The sequence below is a fragment of the Desulfogranum japonicum DSM 18378 genome, assembly GCF_000429945.1.
Classification (GTDB): domain Bacteria; phylum Desulfobacterota; class Desulfobulbia; order Desulfobulbales; family Desulfobulbaceae; genus Desulfogranum; species Desulfogranum japonicum.
This window is the reverse complement of record NZ_AUCV01000043.1, coordinates 12560-31513: the sequence shown is the minus strand read 5'-3', so window position 1 is coordinate 31513 and position 18954 is coordinate 12560. Positions and strand designations below refer to the sequence as shown.

Annotated in this window: 18 protein-coding genes; 2 read left to right on the top strand and 16 right to left on the bottom strand. The window is 43.4% G+C overall.

What is annotated here, in order from left to right:
• Positions 1-616: 616 nt before the first annotated feature.
• Together G493_RS0117555 and G493_RS29880 are read left to right on the top strand one after the other, a co-directional pair.
• Positions 617-2332: a two-component system response regulator gene (locus G493_RS0117555; RefSeq protein WP_028581459.1), complete on the top strand. Its 1716-nt coding sequence runs from the start codon at positions 617-619 to the stop codon at positions 2330-2332.
• A 225-nt stretch (positions 2333-2557) separates the two neighbouring features.
• The gene (locus tag G493_RS29880; RefSeq protein ID WP_051309455.1) at positions 2558-3109 is read left to right on the top strand and encodes a hypothetical protein; all 552 of its coding nucleotides are present in this window, start codon (positions 2558-2560) and stop codon (positions 3107-3109) included.
• A 201-nt stretch (positions 3110-3310) separates the two neighbouring features.
• Here the strand turns inward: G493_RS29880 and G493_RS0117545 are convergent, their stop codons facing one another.
• The 16 genes from G493_RS0117545 to G493_RS0117465 all read right to left on the bottom strand — a co-directional run bounded on the left by G493_RS0117545 (position 3311) and on the right by G493_RS0117465 (position 18594).
• On the bottom strand, positions 3311-3913 hold the full coding sequence (locus tag G493_RS0117545) for an HD domain-containing protein (RefSeq protein WP_028581458.1): 603 nt from the start codon (positions 3911-3913) through the stop codon (positions 3311-3313).
• Between the two features lie 355 nt (positions 3914-4268).
• Positions 4269-4916, bottom strand: coding sequence for a substrate-binding periplasmic protein (locus G493_RS29875; protein ID WP_161629851.1), 648 nt, complete (start codon positions 4914-4916; stop codon positions 4269-4271).
• A gap of 754 nt (positions 4917-5670) precedes the next feature.
• On the bottom strand, positions 5671-6507 hold the full coding sequence (locus G493_RS0117535) for an alpha/beta fold hydrolase (RefSeq protein ID WP_028581457.1): 837 nt from the start codon (positions 6505-6507) through the stop codon (positions 5671-5673).
• A 525-nt stretch (positions 6508-7032) separates the two neighbouring features.
• Positions 7033-7527: a GNAT family N-acetyltransferase gene (locus G493_RS29870; protein WP_051309451.1), complete on the bottom strand. Its 495-nt coding sequence runs from the start codon at positions 7525-7527 to the stop codon at positions 7033-7035.
• 347 nt (positions 7528-7874) lie between these two features.
• Positions 7875-8345: an NUDIX domain-containing protein gene (locus G493_RS0117525; RefSeq protein ID WP_028581456.1), complete on the bottom strand. Its 471-nt coding sequence runs from the start codon at positions 8343-8345 to the stop codon at positions 7875-7877.
• 178 nt (positions 8346-8523) lie between these two features.
• Positions 8524-8952 carry a DUF6678 family protein gene (locus G493_RS0117520; RefSeq protein WP_153306573.1) on the bottom strand — a complete coding sequence of 143 codons (429 nt, stop codon included), beginning with the start codon at positions 8950-8952 and terminating at the stop codon, positions 8524-8526.
• Positions 8953-9222: 270 nt separating this feature from the next.
• Positions 9223-10104 carry an alpha/beta hydrolase gene (locus G493_RS0117515; protein ID WP_084813632.1) on the bottom strand — a complete coding sequence of 294 codons (882 nt, stop codon included), beginning with the start codon at positions 10102-10104 and terminating at the stop codon, positions 9223-9225.
• A gap of 20 nt (positions 10105-10124) precedes the next feature.
• A complete protein-coding gene (locus tag G493_RS32445; RefSeq protein ID WP_084813631.1) occupies positions 10125-11069 on the bottom strand; it encodes a ketopantoate reductase family protein in 945 nt (314 codons plus the stop codon).
• Positions 11070-11596: 527 nt separating this feature from the next.
• The gene (locus G493_RS0117505; RefSeq protein ID WP_028581452.1) at positions 11597-11944 is read right to left on the bottom strand and encodes a hypothetical protein; all 348 of its coding nucleotides are present in this window, start codon (positions 11942-11944) and stop codon (positions 11597-11599) included.
• Between the two features lie 103 nt (positions 11945-12047).
• Entirely contained in the window at positions 12048-12452 is a 405-nt protein-coding gene (locus G493_RS0117500; protein ID WP_028581451.1) for a hypothetical protein, read from the bottom strand.
• Positions 12453-12706: 254 nt separating this feature from the next.
• Positions 12707-13123, bottom strand: a complete 417-nt coding sequence (locus G493_RS0117495) for a YiiD C-terminal domain-containing protein (RefSeq protein ID WP_028581450.1) — start codon at positions 13121-13123, stop codon at positions 12707-12709.
• A 128-nt stretch (positions 13124-13251) separates the two neighbouring features.
• Entirely contained in the window at positions 13252-14244 is a 993-nt protein-coding gene (locus tag G493_RS29860) for a hypothetical protein (RefSeq protein ID WP_153306572.1), read from the bottom strand.
• Between the two features lie 495 nt (positions 14245-14739).
• On the bottom strand, positions 14740-15975 hold the full coding sequence (locus tag G493_RS0117485; RefSeq protein WP_028581449.1) for a S41 family peptidase: 1236 nt from the start codon (positions 15973-15975) through the stop codon (positions 14740-14742).
• 424 nt (positions 15976-16399) lie between these two features.
• Positions 16400-16690 (bottom strand): hypothetical protein, encoded by a 291-nt coding sequence (locus G493_RS0117475; RefSeq protein WP_028581448.1) that lies wholly within the window; start codon positions 16688-16690, stop codon positions 16400-16402.
• Positions 16691-16735: 45 nt separating this feature from the next.
• Entirely contained in the window at positions 16736-17500 is a 765-nt protein-coding gene (locus G493_RS0117470; RefSeq protein ID WP_161629850.1) for a class I SAM-dependent methyltransferase, read from the bottom strand.
• Between the two features lie 767 nt (positions 17501-18267).
• Positions 18268-18594: a hypothetical protein gene (locus tag G493_RS0117465; protein ID WP_028581446.1), complete on the bottom strand. Its 327-nt coding sequence runs from the start codon at positions 18592-18594 to the stop codon at positions 18268-18270.
• Between the last annotated feature and the right edge of the window lie 360 nt (positions 18595-18954).

The following is an 18954-nucleotide window of genomic DNA, read 5'->3' as shown; positions in this document are numbered from 1 at the left end:
AATGCAAATGAAATCTGGCTTGATCTGTATCAAAGACACGGACGATTATTGTCTGATAGTTATCGTTTGTCAATAATTTTTAAACGTAAAACATGAATTAATGATCACGGTGAGGGGGTGTGCAAAGCGGCGAAAACAGAATTTACGGTTTTGAAATTCATTTTTTTATTTCAGCAACTTTGACAAATATTACCAGTCAACTATAGTCGCCTATATGAACGGGTAAAACACAACGAAAGGGTAACCATACATCGGGTGGAAGCTGGTATGGGTTGTCACTTTATTTCAGATACTTGTAATTTTTCCCCGCCCCTAAGTGAACAAAACAACCATGAGAGAGGAGACATAGATGTTGATGAACCAGGTTGACCGTAACTGATTACGGGGTTAACAACACTGGTATTTCAATTAGTTCTGAGTTGTAACTGGTTACAGGTGCTTCAGATTTGGACAAGCGCGGTTTTTTCGCAGGTTAGCAAAGACTCCGGTAGGCTATCTATGCGGGAAACCGCGATCGTGCAAAGAGATAAGCGACCAGCGGGAGACTTCGTGGAGTCTGTGATCAGTTACGGTTGACCTGGGGACGGGATGTGTATCCACTGCGATGAGGAGAAGCATGTATAAAGTACTTATTGTTGAAAATATTCCAGTGATTATCAAACTTCTCTCTCATTTCTTCCAGGCGCAGGGGTGTGAAATTCAGCAGGCCCAAGATGGATTGGAAGCCATCAATATAATGGAATCTTATGTGCCGGATATACTTTTTACCGACCTTATAATGCCAAAGGTAAGCGGTGAGGTGCTGTGTAGAATAGTTAGGGATTCCCAGCGATTACGAGATATTTTTGTGGTTATTTATTCTGCTGTGGCTTATGAAAACGAAGACTTTCTTTATCAACTCGATGCCGATCTATACATTGCCAAGGGGGGTGAGGGAAGAATTCAGCACCATATTCAGACGGTAATTGAGCATTACCGTAGCGGAAAAAAGCGTTTTGGTATCGTGCAGGGGACGGAAAAAATAAAGAAAAGAAGCATAACAAGAGAGTTGCTTTTATCACGTCGGCATTATCTCGCAATTATGGAAAATCTGGCCGAAGCAGTTATTGAGATGGATATCAGCGGCCAGATCGTTGAAGCAAACAAAGCAGCGCAAAGATTATTGGCCCGGGATTTTACGAGCATTGTCTCCAGGCGATTAACCGAGTTTATTGCCGGCCCCGGATTACGTGAGGTCAAACAATGGTTTCTGCGGGCTGGTACCGAAGATATCGCACCTTTCCATTCCGGCTACGACAATCCTCTTGAATCAGGTTCACACAAAATTCTGTTGCATCTTGTTCGTACCATTGACAGGGACACCGGTTTTATCATTGCTATCTTACAGGATATCACCCCTCAAAAACAAACAGAAGAACAACTGGTGCAAACCGTACAGGAATTTAATGCTGTTATGGACGCCATAGAATATGGGGTTCTCTTCATGGATTCAGATTTACGGGCCCGTATTGCAAATCGTGCTTTGCGTGATATGTGGGGATTGCCAGATGAGATTTTAAACACAAGACGAACCTTTCGAGAGCTCATACATTACAATCGTCACAGCGGTATCTACGACATGGCGGCGGAGTCTTTTGAGGATTTTGCCGCACAGCGGGAAGCATTGGTGAAAGCAGGAATCAGTGAGCCAAAGGAATTATATTGTAGAGACGGCAAGGTCTTGCAATACCAGTGCGTTGTACTGCCCGATGGGGGCAGGATGCTCACATATTTTGACATAACTGAACATAAAGAAACCCAGGCGCAGCTCGCTAAAACCCTGGAAGAAGTCAATGACCTGGCCCGTCACGACGCTTTAACCGGTCTACCAAATATCCGTTTACTCCAGGAACGTTTTTATTTAACTTCATCAATTGCCAAACGTAAAAAATGGAATGCTGCTATCCTGTTTCTGGATCTTGATGGGTTTAAAGCTGTCAATGATACCTATGGACACAGGACTGGCGATATGGTTCTTAAGATGGTTGCACAACGCCTGCTGCGTATTGTTAGAAAAGTCGACACGGTTGCGCGTCTTGGTGGTGATGAATTTTTAATTATTCTTTCCGAGGTGCATGACCAGGATATTATTGGCAGGGTTGTGGAAAAAATACTTGGGCAGCTTGCGGCTCCCTTTGAGCAGGGGAAAATACGTATACAGATCGGGGCAAGTGTTGGTATCGCCCTGTTTCCTTCACAGGGGGAAAACTTGAAAAGTCTTATAAAAAAAGCAGATGATGCTATGTATGAAGCAAAAAGAAAGGGGAAGCAGACATACGTTTTTGCCAGCTGACCACCTTATAATCTGAAATTTTGTCAAAAAAGCCAACTTGTTGAATTGTAATTAGTAACGAAATTCACTACTATTTTTTACACGGTGCGTAGGACAATACCTTTCGCATGGTCCCGGACTGCAGGCTGCGCCACACACACCATCAGGACTGAATTTTGTCGATAATAACGTTTTGAAATGTAAATAATGATATCGGTGAACAACTGAGAGAATGAAAGGATTACTATGTTGAAATTTTTACCAGGAATCTTTCTGCTGCAAATTATCACTGTGGCTTTTGTAGAAATTTTTCCTGTTGATTTTGCTCATCTGGAAGGGATAACCAGTATTGAATGGTTGCGCCTGGCCATTCCGTTACTGGTTGTGGGGTTACTCACTGCTTTTTGGCTGGGATCAACAGCGGCACATATGCGCAAAGATGAAATTCTGCGTTTACGGGAAAACCATGCAAAGGAACGCGAAGGTATCATAACCAATGCTGAGCGTGCCAAAGCAAAGATCGTCAAACAGGCACATCAAGAAACCTTGCAGGAAGTGCGACGCACTTCAACTGAAGCAAAAATAAAAGTAGGAGCAACCTTTATAGGGGCCGCAGGGGTAGGGGCTTTACTGTTACTGACACAGTTTATGACGTTGGGACTGCTATTGCTGACCGCGGCAGGCGGGGCACTGGGAGGCTATACTTTGCGTATCCGGCAGGAAAAGGGAAAAACCTTGCTACCCTGGAAACAGGAGAATACCAGCTCATCAGCGTTGGAGATGAAAAAGAAGGATTGACTGTCTCCGTCAGATCGATTTTTGAGAGTGATAGTAATATACAATTGGGGTTCATTAGAGGATTGTTAATATTGCTAACTGGTGATCTTCACTTTGCGATTCCCCAACTGGTGCTAGGCAGACGCTAAACTTGTTAAGGCATAGCGACTGCGCGACCAATAACCAGGGTAAATGGCAATCGAGGAACCGCTTCACAGCCTATTATGCATTGTTTACCTTTGCTGTAGGCTCTGAAAAAACACCATTATTATGAGCCTCCGATATCAGCTTCTGATAAAATTTTTCAAGCACCCCGCCAGAGAAATACTTGTTCATGTATTCCAGGACTTCACTGTACTCAACATTCAATTTTCTGTATGAGGAATGACGTTCATTCGTACATAGATTCTGAATGAGAGGCATTAATTTGTCAGCTGATTTGACAATTTTCGACTCAAGTGATTCTTGGTTTATGTACTCATCAAACAAAGATGAGAGGCTTTTTGCTGCGGATTCAGGTAGCATTGAGAATAATTTTCCAGCTGCAAGTTTTTCATTCTCTTCCTTATTCTTTATATCATCCCGATATGGATTGGTGTCACCTGCATAGATTTCTGGCAAATCATGAATTAAAGCCATCTTTAAAAGTTTGGAGAAATCGATATTGTCAAATTCATTTTCAAGCAAAATTAAGAAGACAGATAGATGCCAAGAATGTTCAGCATCACTTTCAGCCCTACCGTTACTTGACGTCTGACATACTCTTTCACAGGTTTTAAATTTTTCGATTTCCTTTAAAAAATCAATTGTGGATTCTATTTCCATTACATCTCTCTCTTTATTTGCACCGGAGATAGGTCGGAGGCCTTACAGCTTCCTTCCCCTTAAAAGCGTATTTGCGAGTATCCCAGCATACTGCTCAAACATTCAACTCACGCTTCATGTCCCGATCCTCCATACACTGCCAGGAGGGGTTCACACCCAGTCATCAGCGTAACGGCAGCATGCCTCCGTGGGTTGCCAGTGGCGGAATACCGGGTTTCCACGAAAACAGGTAACTTATCGGCAAAGTGACTTCGCGGTGCAAATAACCACTCTGAGAAGCGAGGTGAACAAGCCCGCGGCAAGTTCACAACTGCTCGATTTGCCTCGTTGTCGATTCCAGGAACTTGAAAATCGGTTACTGCCTGCACATCTCCAGATAATCCCGCATGGCTTGCTCTTGCAGAGTCTGTATTTCTCCGTCCTGCTTCATTCGTGTCAATACGGCCTCCAATTTTGCTGCCAAGGCCGAATGACGTGTATGAAGATAATGATACAGGACATGGCGTTCAAGTGGGGGCTGTAAGATCCTAATACCTGACGGGTCAAAATCTTTAAGATCGCACTGAACACTTATACTATCCACAACGATATCAACGCGACCGAGTTTAAGCATTAAAAAGGCCTGCTTGATATTACTGACCTCCTCAACGCTCATGCCCTCAGTCTTGGTTTTAACCAGTTTAAATCCTCTGACGGCTCCGATAGTGTATGGCATGAGACTTTGCCAATCCTCGACCACGAATTCTGTCTCTTTGGTATAGACTACAATATCCACAGAGCCTATTGGAACAGAAATCATCATGAGATTTGGATACGTTTGCTCAAGTCCGGCAAGTCGCTGAAATTCTCCATCTGTATCTCCCTTATTGGCCATCATCAGTGCACGTTCGCTAGGTAGTTCTAAAAACTGAAAGCTGATGCCCAGTCTCGAATAAGCTTCCTTTAGGATACGCTCTCCTGATAATATCGCTACTCCAGACCGGTTGCTCGGTCGTGAAAACACTAGATGCTCCTGAGCCTTACAGGGAAGCGTGGAGAATAACATGAAGATCACCAAGCACCAGATACTGTAATCCGTTTTCATAGATCGCCCTTCCTTATTTCCTCATGTACGATCGCGAAATAGCAGGTTTGTCTCAGCAATGAATCCATAGACGTTACCACCCCGCATACCTTACCAGTTGAACCGTTTTCCGATCCTGGTGCGCCGATACAAAGAGCAACTTCTCTTGTAATTACACATGGGGTAAGTGACTTAACCTGGCAACCTTCCTGTATTTGTAACTGGTTACGGTGCACCAGAGATTTTCGTAATCGGGCTGGCACAGTGTATTGAATCATACGTATGTCAGGCTGATCGCGAAAGATCAGGTGCACTGTGAACAGTTACTCTTCTCATATAATTGTCTAACGTTATCTTGCAAAATGCAATAGGTATGTCTTTTTCCAGGCCAACAGTGGAGCGCCATGTGTGGATAACATGCCCCTTGACGATTGTATGGCCTGTGTTTGGGAACATTGGCTTGAGATTCGCACATTCATCCTTGTAGACAGCTATACTCCGTCGGAGTCTATTCGGCTACGGCATGGTAGCTCATTGGAAGCGCCTAGTGCGGACCAGCTTGCATGGTGGTGTGGATGCTGGGGGAGAGACTCCCTCGGCTACCCTATTATGTGATGCTTTTTATTAGGAAGTCACATTAAACTGTTAAGATGCTTTCATGCTTTGTTCTGGAGAGAGATTGGCCGTTGATATGTCAGGTCAGCCCATGGGCTGTTTTCCGCAGAAAATGCAAGATCTTATCTGTAAGCTGTTCTGGTTGTTCTTCTATCACTAAATGTCCGGCATCTTGAATTACGTGTAATAATGAGTCTTGTATCAAATGGTGCAAAACTTTACCCCGTTCCAATGGTATCCATGAATCCTCTCGACCCCAAAGAATCAAAACAGGTCTGGAAATCTGAGCATATAAGGGCTGCACCTCGTCAGTGTAACTTGAATTTGCCTGCGCAATTTGCCTGTAAAATGCCGTCTTGCCGTTAGGCTCCGTCCATGGACGGACAATCATATCTAACATCGCATCATCAATGGGTTTGAAGGCCGCTGTTTTGACGTATGCACGAACAATTGCTTCATGGATGTAGTCTGGCACACCTGCAAAAGCGGCTTCATGGGTTCTGACGTGCATAAAAAAAGGTGAACCCCACGGAGAAACTGCCACGGGGTCAATAAGTACGATTTTGTCGAACTCCCATTTATTAATAAGGTGCGTCCGCAGAACCGTCGCACCCCCAAAGTCGTGACCGATGATGGCTGGCTTCTCAAGTCCCCAGTAATTCAAAAGCCGATCCAACACCTGATTCTGAATGCCTAGCGAAACATCCCCAGGCGATTTATCCGACTGACCGTAGCCAATAAGGTCATAATAATATACGGTGAAGTCTTTTGATATGGCGTCAATAAGATGACGGAAATTGAATGAAGACCATGGTGTACCGTGAACCAGGACCACCGGAGGTCCATCACCAGTAACCCCATATCTAACAGTGCGGCCATTAAAAATATAGGAATCAGGTAACTTCCATTCGGTCATTTAGAATCTCCTTTGGGGCAATGATAACAAGCTGCATAGGGTGCTTGATGCCGCTTTTTGTGAGGACGAATTCAGTGGTCGAGATGGCCATAGTGCTGAAAATCTAGCTCTGTTAAGATAGCATTGAATTTACTCAAGCAGGAAAAATCGGCGCTCAAATACAACATTAGAAAGCTGGATGGGACAATAACAATCTTGCTAAGGTGTTGTTTGCCTGAAATTACCCATGCAATTGTCCTGCTTGTCCAACCGGGGATAAGATTGTGGTTCGTTCCTCATCCGTAACTGATCACAGGTATTTCACACGGAGTCTTTCGCTGGTCGCTTATCTCTTTGCACGATCGATGTTTCCCGCATAGATAGCCCACCGGAGTCTTCGCTAGCCTGCGAAAAACCGCGCTTGCCCAAATTTGAAGTACTTGTGACCAGTTACGACTCAGAACTAATTGAAATATTAGTGTTGTTAACCCCGTTATCAGTTACCCTCTCTCATACAACCTATCCATATTCGTTATGTTAATTATGTTAGGAGATTGACAATTCATAGCGTTGTCCTGTTACAACCGTTCCCCATTGAGAATCCTGAAGTTCTTCAACTAATTCGAAACCAAATTTCTTGTAAAGATGTCTTGCAGGCTCTAGTCCTTTAAATGTCCATAAATAAACTTTTTCAAATGACATTTGATTGCAAAAAGTAATGGCACGATTCATTAGTCGATTGCCGACTCCATTTCCTATAGCTTTTTCAGAAACAATAAACCAGCGAAGATGAGCTGTTTTTAATTTTTCTGAGGAACTATCAATAGCAATTGAAGCTTCAATAGAGCCATTTATTGATAATGACCAAATGCAATCCTGTGATTCATTATATCTGTTTATGAATTCTGATAATTCGGTTGCTACCTTAGCCTCAAAATACTGACCAAAATTCCATTCCTTTGAATAGTATGAAGCATGCAATTCAGTTATTCGGCCTATTATGCCCGGCATGTAACCTGTTATAATTTTAATATCTTTCAAGATTGTATTCCTGTTTTACAAGCAGTACATTGTAATCAATCCTTCATCCCGCGTGTTATTTTAAACATAATCGCGGTGTTGAACGGTACTCGCGCAGATCAGGCAAACGCAGTTTGAATGATCTATGCTCCGTTGCCGGTCAGATACCTCATTCTGGCGCGAAGCGAAGCGATTAAGAGTAACTGATTATAGACTCCACGGAGTCTCCCGCTGGTCGCTTACCTGCAAAAACTACGCTTGCCCAAAACTGAAGTACCTGTGACCAGTTACAAGTCATAACTAATTGAAAAATCTGTGTTGTTAACCTCCGTGATCAGTTACGTTTAAGGTCCGAGTTTATGCAAATATTATAAAGGTTCTGCATGAACTCCAAGGTATTGTACAGGAGGATTTCGCGTTGAGAGATTTAGCCAAAACTTATCCTTAAGTTCCTCGGGCCACACAGTGACATTGTCAAAGTCTCCTTGAGCAAACCATTTTAATTCTTTAATCAAAAATTCATCTCCCCCCAAGCCTTTAAGATTATCAATTGTTTCTTTTCCAAAATACTCTGTAATTAAATAGAAAACTTCCATGTGATGAATGTCAGTACTCGTCTCTGAATACTCCCTAATATAGAGTAATGGGCCCACTTGAACTGTTAAACCAGTCTCTTCGAATACTTCTCTTTTCACAGTATCAATGGTTGAGTAATCCTGATCATTAAATCCACCCCCTGGGGGGACCCACCATTCTCCTGTATGATCCACATGTCGAACTAAGAGTATTTCTTTGTTTTTACTTAAAATCACTCCAGCGGCTCTTATTCTATGTTTCATTGTAAAAAGGCTTCATAAAGGGTGTTGAAAAATGGCATGTTGAGGGCTGATTTCAGTCTCCCATAAGGTCAAATTTGTATTGAATTTTTGCTACTCAATAAGCACTTACCAAAGGGACTTTACAGCGGAGTCATTTGTTGGATATTTTGGTCCATTTTTTTCTAACTTTTCTTTTTCTTTATTTATAACCATAAACGGTGACTTTCTTATCCGAAGAAAGAAATACAAGTCCAATCCTTTCTGCTATTTCTAAAAGCGTTTTATCGTCAGAACGTACCCACTCAATGAAAACAAATAGTTCTGGAGCAAACTCCATACTTTCAATGTAATATCCCGTCGGAACCCAGGATTGAGTAGACTTTGTAGGTTCGGCTACATCTATAAACTTGAATTCCAGCCAGATGCCTTGTTGTTTGGTTTCAGAAAAGAACTCTTTCCATTTCGTATCATTTGCCAAGGCTACAAGATTTCTTTGATTAGAAATTTTTCTGGCCTTATTTCTCGATACTAAATCTGCCATATTTTGTTTAGGGTCGCAAAAAATAATACATATCCAAGAATTGCGTAAGATATCGGTTTGGTAACGTCGTAGCGTTAATGTTTCCATACTGGCCGTATTGAGCCCTTGATGCTACGACGTTGCCGAGTTGAGAGGCAGGCAAGATTGAATAATTCATTTTTTTCGTGACCCTTAGCACATAATTACGGTGCTGACTGGTGCTATACGTCGATCAGGCATACGAAGTTTGAATGATCGACAAGCTCACCGGCACAAAGGATAGAGAAAAGTCCTTTGTGTACGAGTGCAGCGCCGGGGGGGGGGAGCCTGCGTTTTTACAGTACCAAACAAACAAGCGAATTATATTTTATAGTGTAATTACAGTCTGTTAATATGTGCATTTAAATTCTTTTTGAGAAAATCGGAAATACGTTTTTCATATCTGCTTTTTTCAAACTGATATAAATCTTCATGGCGTGCATTTTGTATTATCCAAAGCTCCTTCGGTTCGGATGCCGCATGATAAAGCCGCTCGGTTTCTGGTAATGTTGTATGACGATCCGCACTGCCGCCGATAACAAAAACCGGACAGCTGACTCTTTTTATTCCGTTTACAGGCCTGAGTTTACCAGGGCTAATACCGAATCGTAACCGCAATTGAATTGTAAGCATAGGTGTAAAAAAACGGCTGATCTTACCGGTATAGAGTTCCAGACGGTTGGCAACGGCTTCCTCTATTGTCGGATATACAGATTCCAATATCAGCGCATCCACTTCAATCGGATAATCTCCGATGAGACACGACGCGCCACCTAATGACTGCCCGATCACTGCAACGGGTTGGAGCGGAAACTGTCTTTTTGCAAAGCTGACGGCCGCACGGGCATCTTCTGATTCAAGATATCCGAACGTGATATATTCACCGCTGCTTTCACCGTGTGCCTGAAAATCAAACAGCAATACCGAATAACCGTTTTTATATAAAAATTTTGCCCGTTCTGTCATTGCAGTCCGGTTGGCTCTCACACCGTGCATAAGTATTATGATGCCGTCTTTTCGCTCAGAACGAAGTAGCCATCCTTTAATCCGCTTTTCACCAGAGCTGATTGTGATGTTTTCAGCTTTCAATTCGGGCGGAGGCGGACCAATCTTTTTATGTACCGGTGCCACCAACCTGCTTCCTGTTAGAAGGCATAATATACCGAATGCTATTGTGATAATTAATAAAAACGCAGTAAATTTTAGTATATATTTCCGCATACATTATGCTGGTAAACAGGTTAATCTAGACGGTTGATTTTTTCCGATTCCAATTTCGATTTCTTTTCAATGAGAAATCCGAGTAATTCCGTTTTCGCAAGTTTTTGAGGTGGCTTCACACTTGAAGCAATTCTACAAATTGCCATATTGAAGTATTGGATTTCTGTTTCTCTTCTTGCCCTCAGGTCTTGAAGAGTTGAGATGAGCTGTCCGTTTGATCGAAGACTAATGGCTTTGATTTGCTCAATAATTTCATCTGCTGTTAAGGAAATACCTAACGTTTCCGCAACGGGAACGCATTCGTGGACAATGTCTTTGGCTAATGCCAACACTCCAGAATCTCTAATGAATATTCCATTATCAATGTCTAGAAGTGGACAGATCGAGTTGAAAACAGTATTGATTATTCCTTTCATCCAGACTTCTTTGAGAATATCTTTTTCCTCATAAAACTTGAACTGACCGGTACTGATCGACTTAGCGAGACCGGGTTCGGTGCTACCGTTTTGCTCAAGAATCCCTATTGGAGAAGGCTTGACCATTCTTGCCGTGAATTCACCGGATTCCAACCGCTCTGCCGTTATGTATACGACACACCTGGAGATACTTTTGAAATTTTTCCCCAGAAAGGGTGCTTCAACACCAATTCCGTTTTGCAGAAGCACTAAGTCTAATTTCTCTTTGTAGCTACTCATCATCTCAGCAATTTTGCTATTGCCAAACGCCTTGGCCGTGACAATCACAGAACCGTTCAAAGTTGTGGTCGGTGCAAGTCGTTCAGTAGCAATTTCTTCGACGAGCTTCGTTCCATCCTGCAATTTCACAATGATCCGCGATCTTTTTGAAGAAGAATTCTGAGCAGTAACTCGATAGACTACTACTTGTCTCCCCTCAGACTGTAATGAAGCCGCCAAAGTGAAACCAATAGCACCCCCGCCAACAATCGATATTCGTTCTTTCATCATTTCCTTCAATCAATCTAACGCCTGGGCGACTGACTGCGCGAAAGCGCGGTTAGTTGTTCCGTGGAAGCCTTTATGTACGCCCGGCATGGGTGTAATCTAATGAGTGCATGTTCCCTGTATGTAACCCCTGTTACCGTAGAGATGACAGGAACATATAAACTTGCCGAAAGCAAGAGCGATCTCGCGAGGGCTTGTTTGGAGGAAGCAGAAGTGCAGGTGAGTAGTGTCAAATCGTATGGAGAGCGACTACCATCTTGCAGTCTGGAGTGCTTCCATAAAAAATGCAGTGAATATTTCCCTGTGGGGTAAAAAAATAGTCTTCAGCCGTTGTTGCAGACAACCTCACAAATAAATGATTTTGAAAAAAATATCGAGCAGATGAACCAAGAAATCAATCCCGAAACAGAGTTGTTAAGAAATATAGGTCTTACACCTCGCCGAGACTAGTCTGGAGAAGCAGATAGGCAATTGCGGTTTGCTACATCGGGGATTCCATATCTTCGGTGATTATAGATTGGCTCGGCACATTACATGGAAGCGAGGTACGAGATTCCAAAATTATGGACAACGAACAGAAACGGCATACAAGGTCGAATCTCCATGTGAGTCAGCGCAACATGACAACGCCTTGGGTTTGGGAGATACATAAATGCAGCGGTCGCATCGTGATAGATCACGTTCTTATCCGGGGAGAACTGCCCGACAAGCTGTGGCTGCTTTGGCAGCGCCGTGCAGGCAACATGCAGGGGTATCGGGCAGGAGTCAGCAGAGGTCATGTTAAGCGTAGGAAGTCGTGAGGTAAGAACCAGCGCGCTTTCAGGTATATTTTGCAGTTGCTGTCTTCTCGCTGTCAAAAAGCTGCTGATATTTTTCATCCGACTACGGTCCGATTTCCTTTGGGACCGCCAAGTGCGGGTCCACCCGCATACTAGGTTGTATCGGGGCTAGGGGAGTGATTCCCCTGGCTACCCGATTAGGCTAAATATCCATTTCAAGATGCCACTCATTATTTTCTTGCTCCAGAACTTCGAAAATGGCCCTAAACATTTTCAGTTCCTTTAGGGCTTCCGTCCTGGTTTCCTCTCCAATGGTATGATACCGCTCTAGAACTGAAATGTACTTTGTTACAAGGGTAGTCCCGACACTTGCTGGATACCACACCACTGGATTAGCCTTCTCAATTTGCTCGTCTGTTGCGCCTGCTTTTCTGAGAAAATCGGCTATTTGATCAGTTGGCGTGTGAAGAAAGTCATCTAAACGGCCGCAATTCTCGTCTTCACCAATAGATGAAAGAAAGTCAAAATGGAGGAATATCGTCACTCCGTCATTGGGCAGCGTTAACGCTTCACTATCGTTTTTAATTGCAACAAAGATAGATGCCATGTGTATTCCTAATCTCGGTGCTGACCAGCGCCATGGGCAGCGCAAGCAAGCGTAGTTTGGTGGTGGTGTTCTCACGGTGTCTGGTCAAGTACCTTGTCCTGGCGCGAAGCGACAGGACGAGGGGCTTGACGTCGTTAGCACCGCGATTCATGGCGACGAAGTCGCCATGAACGTTCAGTTGAGCGGCACGCATCAGCGCGTCCGAGCGTAGTGAAACGAAGCGTTCTCGAACGACTTGTTATAGCCTGTATATATTACATTTTCTGCACAAACCACTCATATGTACCTTCCATTGTGACAATATTATTTTCATCAGTTATTTTCACCGGGACTGAAATACTTGCTCTGCCTTTTTTGTCGAACTGAATTTTGAATTTGGTTTTAGTTTCATCGCATATCGTTGCTTCAGCTTTAATGTTTGACGAAGCAGGTCTTTTAAATTTGGTTTCGGATTTTCGTAGTACTGGAACTACAGAATTGGCTAAGTCAGAATAATGATTTTGTAATGCTAAGCCACTGCAAGCTTCAGCTAGAGCAAACTGTGCGCTCGCATGAAAAGTACCAAGATGGTTTTTCATATTATCACTAAATTCTAACTCAAGAACATCTCTTTTGTCAGTAGACTCGAATATCTCGATATATTTGTTAAAAGGTATTTTTGTTATTTCCATTTTGCTTTCGTCAATGAGTAATTTTTTCTTTCAAAGCTACCGGGTAGGTCGGAGGCCGTACGATCTCCTTCCCCCTTCAAAACCGTACTTGCGAGTTTCCCAGCATACGGCTCAAGTATTCATTAAGACTACCACTGATTGGTGAAGTCCGGGTAGGATATTATCAAATCACTTATAGTCTCCACCTTCGCAATACACATGAAATGCCTTTGTCGTACCGCAGTAGAGGATGAACCGGCCGAAGCGTCATTTGCTATTCCCTTTGATAAGGTTCCTTCTGAATCAGTATATTTATCCCATTTGAAATCTGGATTTTTTTTATCTCCTGACCGATAGATGTTCATTAAAGCAATTAATGAATTATCACTACAGTCATCATTGATATCAACCCCAATCTTCCTGAACAGGAACGTAACTTCTGGATAGGAGGGAAAGCGAATAGAGATATTTCTGGGAGGTGTAACTGATTCTGGCATAAAGTCATCAGGTAGTTGCACCCATTCGGCTTTGGAAGTATTCAACGCAATCCATCTATCAGAAATCTTTACGATTACGAATTGATGACCATTGATCGTCATTTCTTTATCCTGTTTAATCAGGGCCTGATTATAAGTATCTGATTTAGTGCTAATCGCATAACGGAGATCTTTAGGATTAGTTACCAATCCAAGCGCTTTTACTACTGCCATAAACGATCTGGCATAATGTGAACAACCAAAAGCCGCTTTTGTTTTAATAATGTCATCTGCAGAGGGGGCAAAAAAGACATCCGCTGGATTCGATTGCATAAATCTTGAACGCCAGTTTTTTAGGAGCTGTTTTTGCTCAGAGGTAAGATTCAGCGTGTAAAGTATCCCAAGTTTTAATGTCTCTAATTTATCGTAAATGATAAATTGACTCGGTTCGATGGCGTTTGTTTGAACACCAGTTTTAGGATCTGTTAGTATTTCTGATACTTTCAACAACTGAGACAATTCATCTTTCTTATCATATGAATCAAGAATAGGTTTTACTACATTGAACGCATATTTCTTAACTGCTGGTGTAACTTCAATGAGACATCTTGCTTCTTTGGCATACGCCGGCAAAATGAAAAAACAAAAAAGAGAAGTCAGAATCAATATTACCACTGTCCTTGCGCATTGTTTCATGATAATCGATTTTTTTTATCTAATATTGTTATGTATTGTTTTTATAGCACAACGCCTGCAATCACGTGGCTTTGGTCCGCTCCTGACGGGGTGTAGCCGGTCTTCCTAAAAAAACAGGGAGAAAAGAAAATAAGGAAAATTAGCATGATACACAACATCATTTTTCCATGATTTGTCAATAATTGTGTTTTAATGCCAAAAATCGCCATTTTTGACAAATTGTTGAAAATGCCTTTTTTCAAAATTTCGCAATTATAGTCAGATAGAAAAGTGGTTTTTTAATATAGACCGGCTGCACCCCTCCTGACGACGTGCAACACACTTGACACTGCCCGTCAAACGATAGGCGAGAGGAATATGCCAAAATTGGCGACAGCGGGCCGAAGTCACATGCATTGCTTTGCTCGGCTTCCTCACCTCCATGGAATGTGAACAGGCTTCGACATCAGATCAACACGGTTATGATTACAATTCATGGAGTAAAAATTCTACCGCACGGTCGATCTGTGCATCACTCCCCTCGCAATAGCGAATGTCCCATGGAACCTCAATGTCAGGAGTCACCCCAACACCTTCAAGATTAACACCATCAACGAGTGATGTTCGTCCTGCAAGATACAAGAGATCGCCATTAGAGAGGGGATACAACCGCCCGCCCAAGACGGCTCCTGCTGTGCGTTCTCCGATAACGGTGGCTAGATGGTATTGTTGTGCGCCAAACGCAAGAATCTCTTTGCCGCTTCTGGTCCGGTGATTGACCAGGTATACAGTTGGTTTCCTCAATTGGGGATCATAGTGATATGTCTTCCCTGATCGATCTTTTGAGATGATCACAGGAACCTGTTGGTTAAACAGATTAAGATAACTCGGATCGGCTCCTCCCAATCCGTACCGCAAATCAATAATCACGGCATCGCACGTCTTCAGAGCACCCCACGAGAGGGCCGAGACCAATTCTTGATGATACTCTTCAGCAGCATACGAGTAGATATGAATATAGCCAATCTGTTTGCCTTGAGTCGGAATAGACCGGATACTGGCCCGTTCAGCCTCCAGCATTTCCAGCTTGGGATTCAGAAGCACTGGCATCATGGCCACGGTCTGTCGGGAACCATGCCGCTGACGTTTAATGGTGAATGATACCTCGCGTCCAATGGAGGATGCCAACGAATCAATAGGATGGTACGGTTGGCCATCAACGGCGACAATTTCATCTCCCGCGAGTATCCCCGCGTTGTCAGCCACACTACCAGGCAACACCGACACCACAAAGTCCTGCCCCTCGAGACGTTCTGTGAGCAGCCCAACCGTCGGATACTGGATATCTTGTCCGTCAAAGAGGGCTTGAATCGCCGGCAGAAATGAAAAAACTGAGGCTAACTGATAATATTCAACGTCCTTTGGAGAAAGATAATACGTATGCGAGGTGTTCAGGGTTCCAAGCAGGTCATTTACGGTCGCTGAAAATGCCGCTTGTTCCTGATGGAAACGTAGCTCCTTGACCTGCATTCGAGCTCTATCGCGTTTCGATGCAAACTCCTGAGGAATCGGTTTCCCATTATAGAAATGCTCGTCAACCGTTGCGAGAATTTCATCAAACACTGCAAGATATGAGCCCGCTGGTGATGCCGAGTTGACAGACGACACCATCAAGCAGAGTCCTAAAAAGCTGATTACCCATATGATACAAGAACGTTTCATGAAGAGGCAACTCCTTTCCGTAATGAGCATGTGAACGATCACAAAAGTAAAAGACATTACACCATATGATACGTGTAGATGCCATCTCTACATTGATCTCAACTTTTTTGTCAGGAATGATAGGAAGTAAGAAGCGACGAACGTTAAGTTGAGCGGCAAATACCACGATGAAAGCTCCCCGGCAAAGTACCCTTTGAGGAGTCCGGTAAACGTTCAATGGTAAGGATAGCCACCAGTGGTATTTGTCAGCTTTAATGCCTGGTTAGGTATAATTTTGTTGTTCTTTATATATTAACAGGTTGAATGGTACCTGATAGCTACTTTTTTACCTTTTTTTTCAACTTGTTGTACGCTTTTTTGGCTTCTCCGTTTTTTGCTTTGATGATTTCAAGGTTATCAGTGCTGTAAATATTTTTGATTTCCATCATTGAACCGCCCAACCAGTAGAGAGGATCAAGATTTCTGGTTCTTGCTTTACTAACGTTTCAATTTCTTTTTCTGTTATCAGATGAGACTTTTTGATTACCTTGACTTTCCCCTTAGTATCAATTTCCAGATCGCAGTAAATATATGGAATTTTGTTAAACGTAGTGAATGCATAGATAGATAAACCGAAACTAGAACTAGGATTTAAAATTGTCCAACCACCGATGGCTAGGGATATGGATATAACTGCAACGACAACTTTTTTGTCATTTTTAAATCTAATCGCCATGAACTGGGAGCTCACAGACACCGACAGGTTGGCGTCCTGTGAAGTTTATCGTTGGGCATTACCATATATTGCAAGACTTGTTGTCAATGTCTTACTGATGCTTCCGCCATACCTCTTTTCAATGAGTATGTGAACTCCGTTACAAAGTTCGTTGAGTCTTCTTTCTCCGAGTGCGATGTGATCCGAAAATGTCCTGAGCAACCCAACGTATTCTTCGCTTGTATACTTAATCTCACGGTCATATGCAGCTTGATGAAACAGTCCCAGAGGATTGTCTTCAACCGCGGCTTCATCCATGGGCATGCTCGGAGTTGAGGGTACTAATTCGGGGGCAATCGTTTGGTAAACAGATTGAACCTCTGAGAAAAATCCTTCTTTCTTCTTTGTATGTCGATTGGTGAAAACGGCCAATCCACCGTTTTCTTTAAGCAGCCATGCGGCTTTCCTGAATCTGAATCCAGGTTTTAACCAGTGAAAACAAGTGGCTGCATAGACTAGATCAAATGACGCAGGATTATCTTCATATCCCTCAAATGAGCTGCACTCGAACGAATATCTCTGCATATTATCATGGCATGCTCGGCATTCGTCCAGTAACTTTTCTCCGGGATCGATACACACTTGAGTGGGACTAAGGTCAGAAAAGATATTCGTTGCCTGTCCAGCTCCACAGCCGATTTCCAGTATTCTGCAGCTCTTATGCAATCCAAGTATGCTGACGACCTTTTCAGCTATCGCAGTCGGATATCCCGGCCGATATCGTCGATACTCTCCCGCATTCTTGTCAAATGTCATTGATAGTGGCTTCATGTTTCTCTTGCTATCGAGGTGGGCTGGCCAGTTACCAGACCGTTCACTCACAGATCCCTGAGTGCAATTTTCTCGCACAGGGCTCCTCATTAGTATTCGCTTCGTACAAAAACATTTAAGCTCCAGTAGCCTGTTATCCGGGACGAGGAATTGAGAAAGTCTGTAAAAGCCCCTCAAACCCTCGCCAATTACAGCTTTTCTGCTGTCTTTTCCTGTTCAGCCACGTAAATACAGTTTTGCAACTGTAATTGTAGAAAGAACTGATCTTCTCAAAGTTTCCACTGACACCATAATAATTGTAGAGTGCCCTTGGAGTTTTGCCGCAAATCGCTCCATGACGGGTTCCTGGCACTTCTTTCACTGCGTGCCGCGCTCTATGACCCAGGCAGTCCCTCCGGAATCTTGCCATTTCTATTCCTTTGTTCTGGCTTCCGATACGCTAAAATCGTCGCCAACTGCATTTTACCCTGATGAGGCTGAATTGCTTGAGGGAGGTATGTCTCCCCTGCGGCCTACGGTTTTTCTGTGTACGCTTCATGACTTTTGTTCGCCAAAAATGGCTTCGCGAGTCGCGCAACACTCGGTGCGGGCTGCTGGTTAGGCTTTGCCTGACAGGGACTTCCTGCTTTATACAACAGGTCACCCTGCAAGGAAGCGCCAAGCTTCGCCTGTCGACTAATGTGCTGGTCACCGGCGGTGACGGGACGGCCTCGTAGAAACCCAAACGAGAACCGCACCTGTCTCACCCGTCCGAGTGCACTGGCTTGTCATCTTTTGGTTTTGCACCCTGGAACCCATGGTGATTTGGCCGCCTTCAGGTTCTTCGCAACATCTTGGGGCAATTTTTCCAACTCGGTCCAATAGACTATGGTACGCGAAGTCCCGCTGCTCGCCAAAGCATCACCGTACTCCAAATAAGCACGAGTCTTTGAAGAACCAATATACGTGGTCCATGTTGCACTGCTCATCTGCTCAATTTGCTTGGCGATTTCCAGGAATTCTGGCGCAGGCACATGCTTAATTCGTGTTCCTCCACAGCCCGGCAGAAAAATCATGGATAGGAGAAAGGCAACGATCAGGCTCTTTGAAAGCATGGCTCTCTGGGGGAAAGATAACAAGCAATTATACAGAAGAGTGAGTAAAATCATCCAGAAGGGCTGGTTAATCCTTTAAGGTGCCCCACTCACTCAGTGTTTGATTAATATCTGATATTAGATAAAACAATTATGTTATTTAGCGCAAGCTGTAAATAGTCTGCTTCTGGGTAACACCATCTAAAAAGTATTATAGGCATGTACGTCAAAAAAATAGGCGGCGTTCATGCAGGTCATACTTATGGAGGCCAGAGGCAGGTACGCTGAGTTTCTCGCCACTAAAAGTATTGCACAGCAATACATTAATAAATGTCAGAAATATAAATGTCAGAAATACCTTCGTTATTACTTGGACTTTTG

Excerpts from the sequence above, each read along its gene's own strand:
- G493_RS0117535 (WP_028581457.1), bottom strand. The coding sequence starts at position 6,507 with ATGACCGAATGGAAGTTACCTGATTCCTATATTTTTAATGGCCGCACT.
- G493_RS0117555 (WP_028581459.1), top strand. The coding sequence starts at position 617 with ATGTATAAAGTACTTATTGTTGAAAATATTCCAGTGATTATCAAACTT.
- G493_RS0117470 (WP_161629850.1), bottom strand. The coding sequence starts at position 17,500 with ATGAAGCCACTATCAATGACATTTGACAAGAATGCGGGAGAGTATCGA.
- G493_RS0117475 (WP_028581448.1), bottom strand. The coding sequence starts at position 16,690 with ATGGCGATTAGATTTAAAAATGACAAAAAAGTTGTCGTTGCAGTTATA.
- G493_RS29880 (WP_051309455.1), top strand. The coding sequence starts at position 2,558 with ATGTTGAAATTTTTACCAGGAATCTTTCTGCTGCAAATTATCACTGTG.
- G493_RS0117520 (WP_153306573.1), bottom strand. The coding sequence starts at position 8,952 with ATGGAAACATTAACGCTACGACGTTACCAAACCGATATCTTACGCAAT.
- G493_RS0117525 (WP_028581456.1), bottom strand. The coding sequence starts at position 8,345 with ATGAAACATAGAATAAGAGCCGCTGGAGTGATTTTAAGTAAAAACAAA.
- G493_RS0117505 (WP_028581452.1), bottom strand. The coding sequence starts at position 11,944 with ATGAAAAATATCAGCAGCTTTTTGACAGCGAGAAGACAGCAACTGCAA.
- G493_RS0117465 (WP_028581446.1), bottom strand. The coding sequence starts at position 18,594 with ATGCTTTCAAAGAGCCTGATCGTTGCCTTTCTCCTATCCATGATTTTT.
- G493_RS0117495 (WP_028581450.1), bottom strand. The coding sequence starts at position 13,123 with ATGGAAATAACAAAAATACCTTTTAACAAATATATCGAGATATTCGAG.
- G493_RS0117500 (WP_028581451.1), bottom strand. The coding sequence starts at position 12,452 with ATGGCATCTATCTTTGTTGCAATTAAAAACGATAGTGAAGCGTTAACG.
- G493_RS0117545 (WP_028581458.1), bottom strand. The coding sequence starts at position 3,913 with ATGGAAATAGAATCCACAATTGATTTTTTAAAGGAAATCGAAAAATTT.
- G493_RS0117515 (WP_084813632.1), bottom strand. The coding sequence starts at position 10,104 with ATGCGGAAATATATACTAAAATTTACTGCGTTTTTATTAATTATCACA.
- G493_RS32445 (WP_084813631.1), bottom strand. The coding sequence starts at position 11,069 with ATGATGAAAGAACGAATATCGATTGTTGGCGGGGGTGCTATTGGTTTC.
- G493_RS0117485 (WP_028581449.1), bottom strand. The coding sequence starts at position 15,975 with ATGAAACGTTCTTGTATCATATGGGTAATCAGCTTTTTAGGACTCTGC.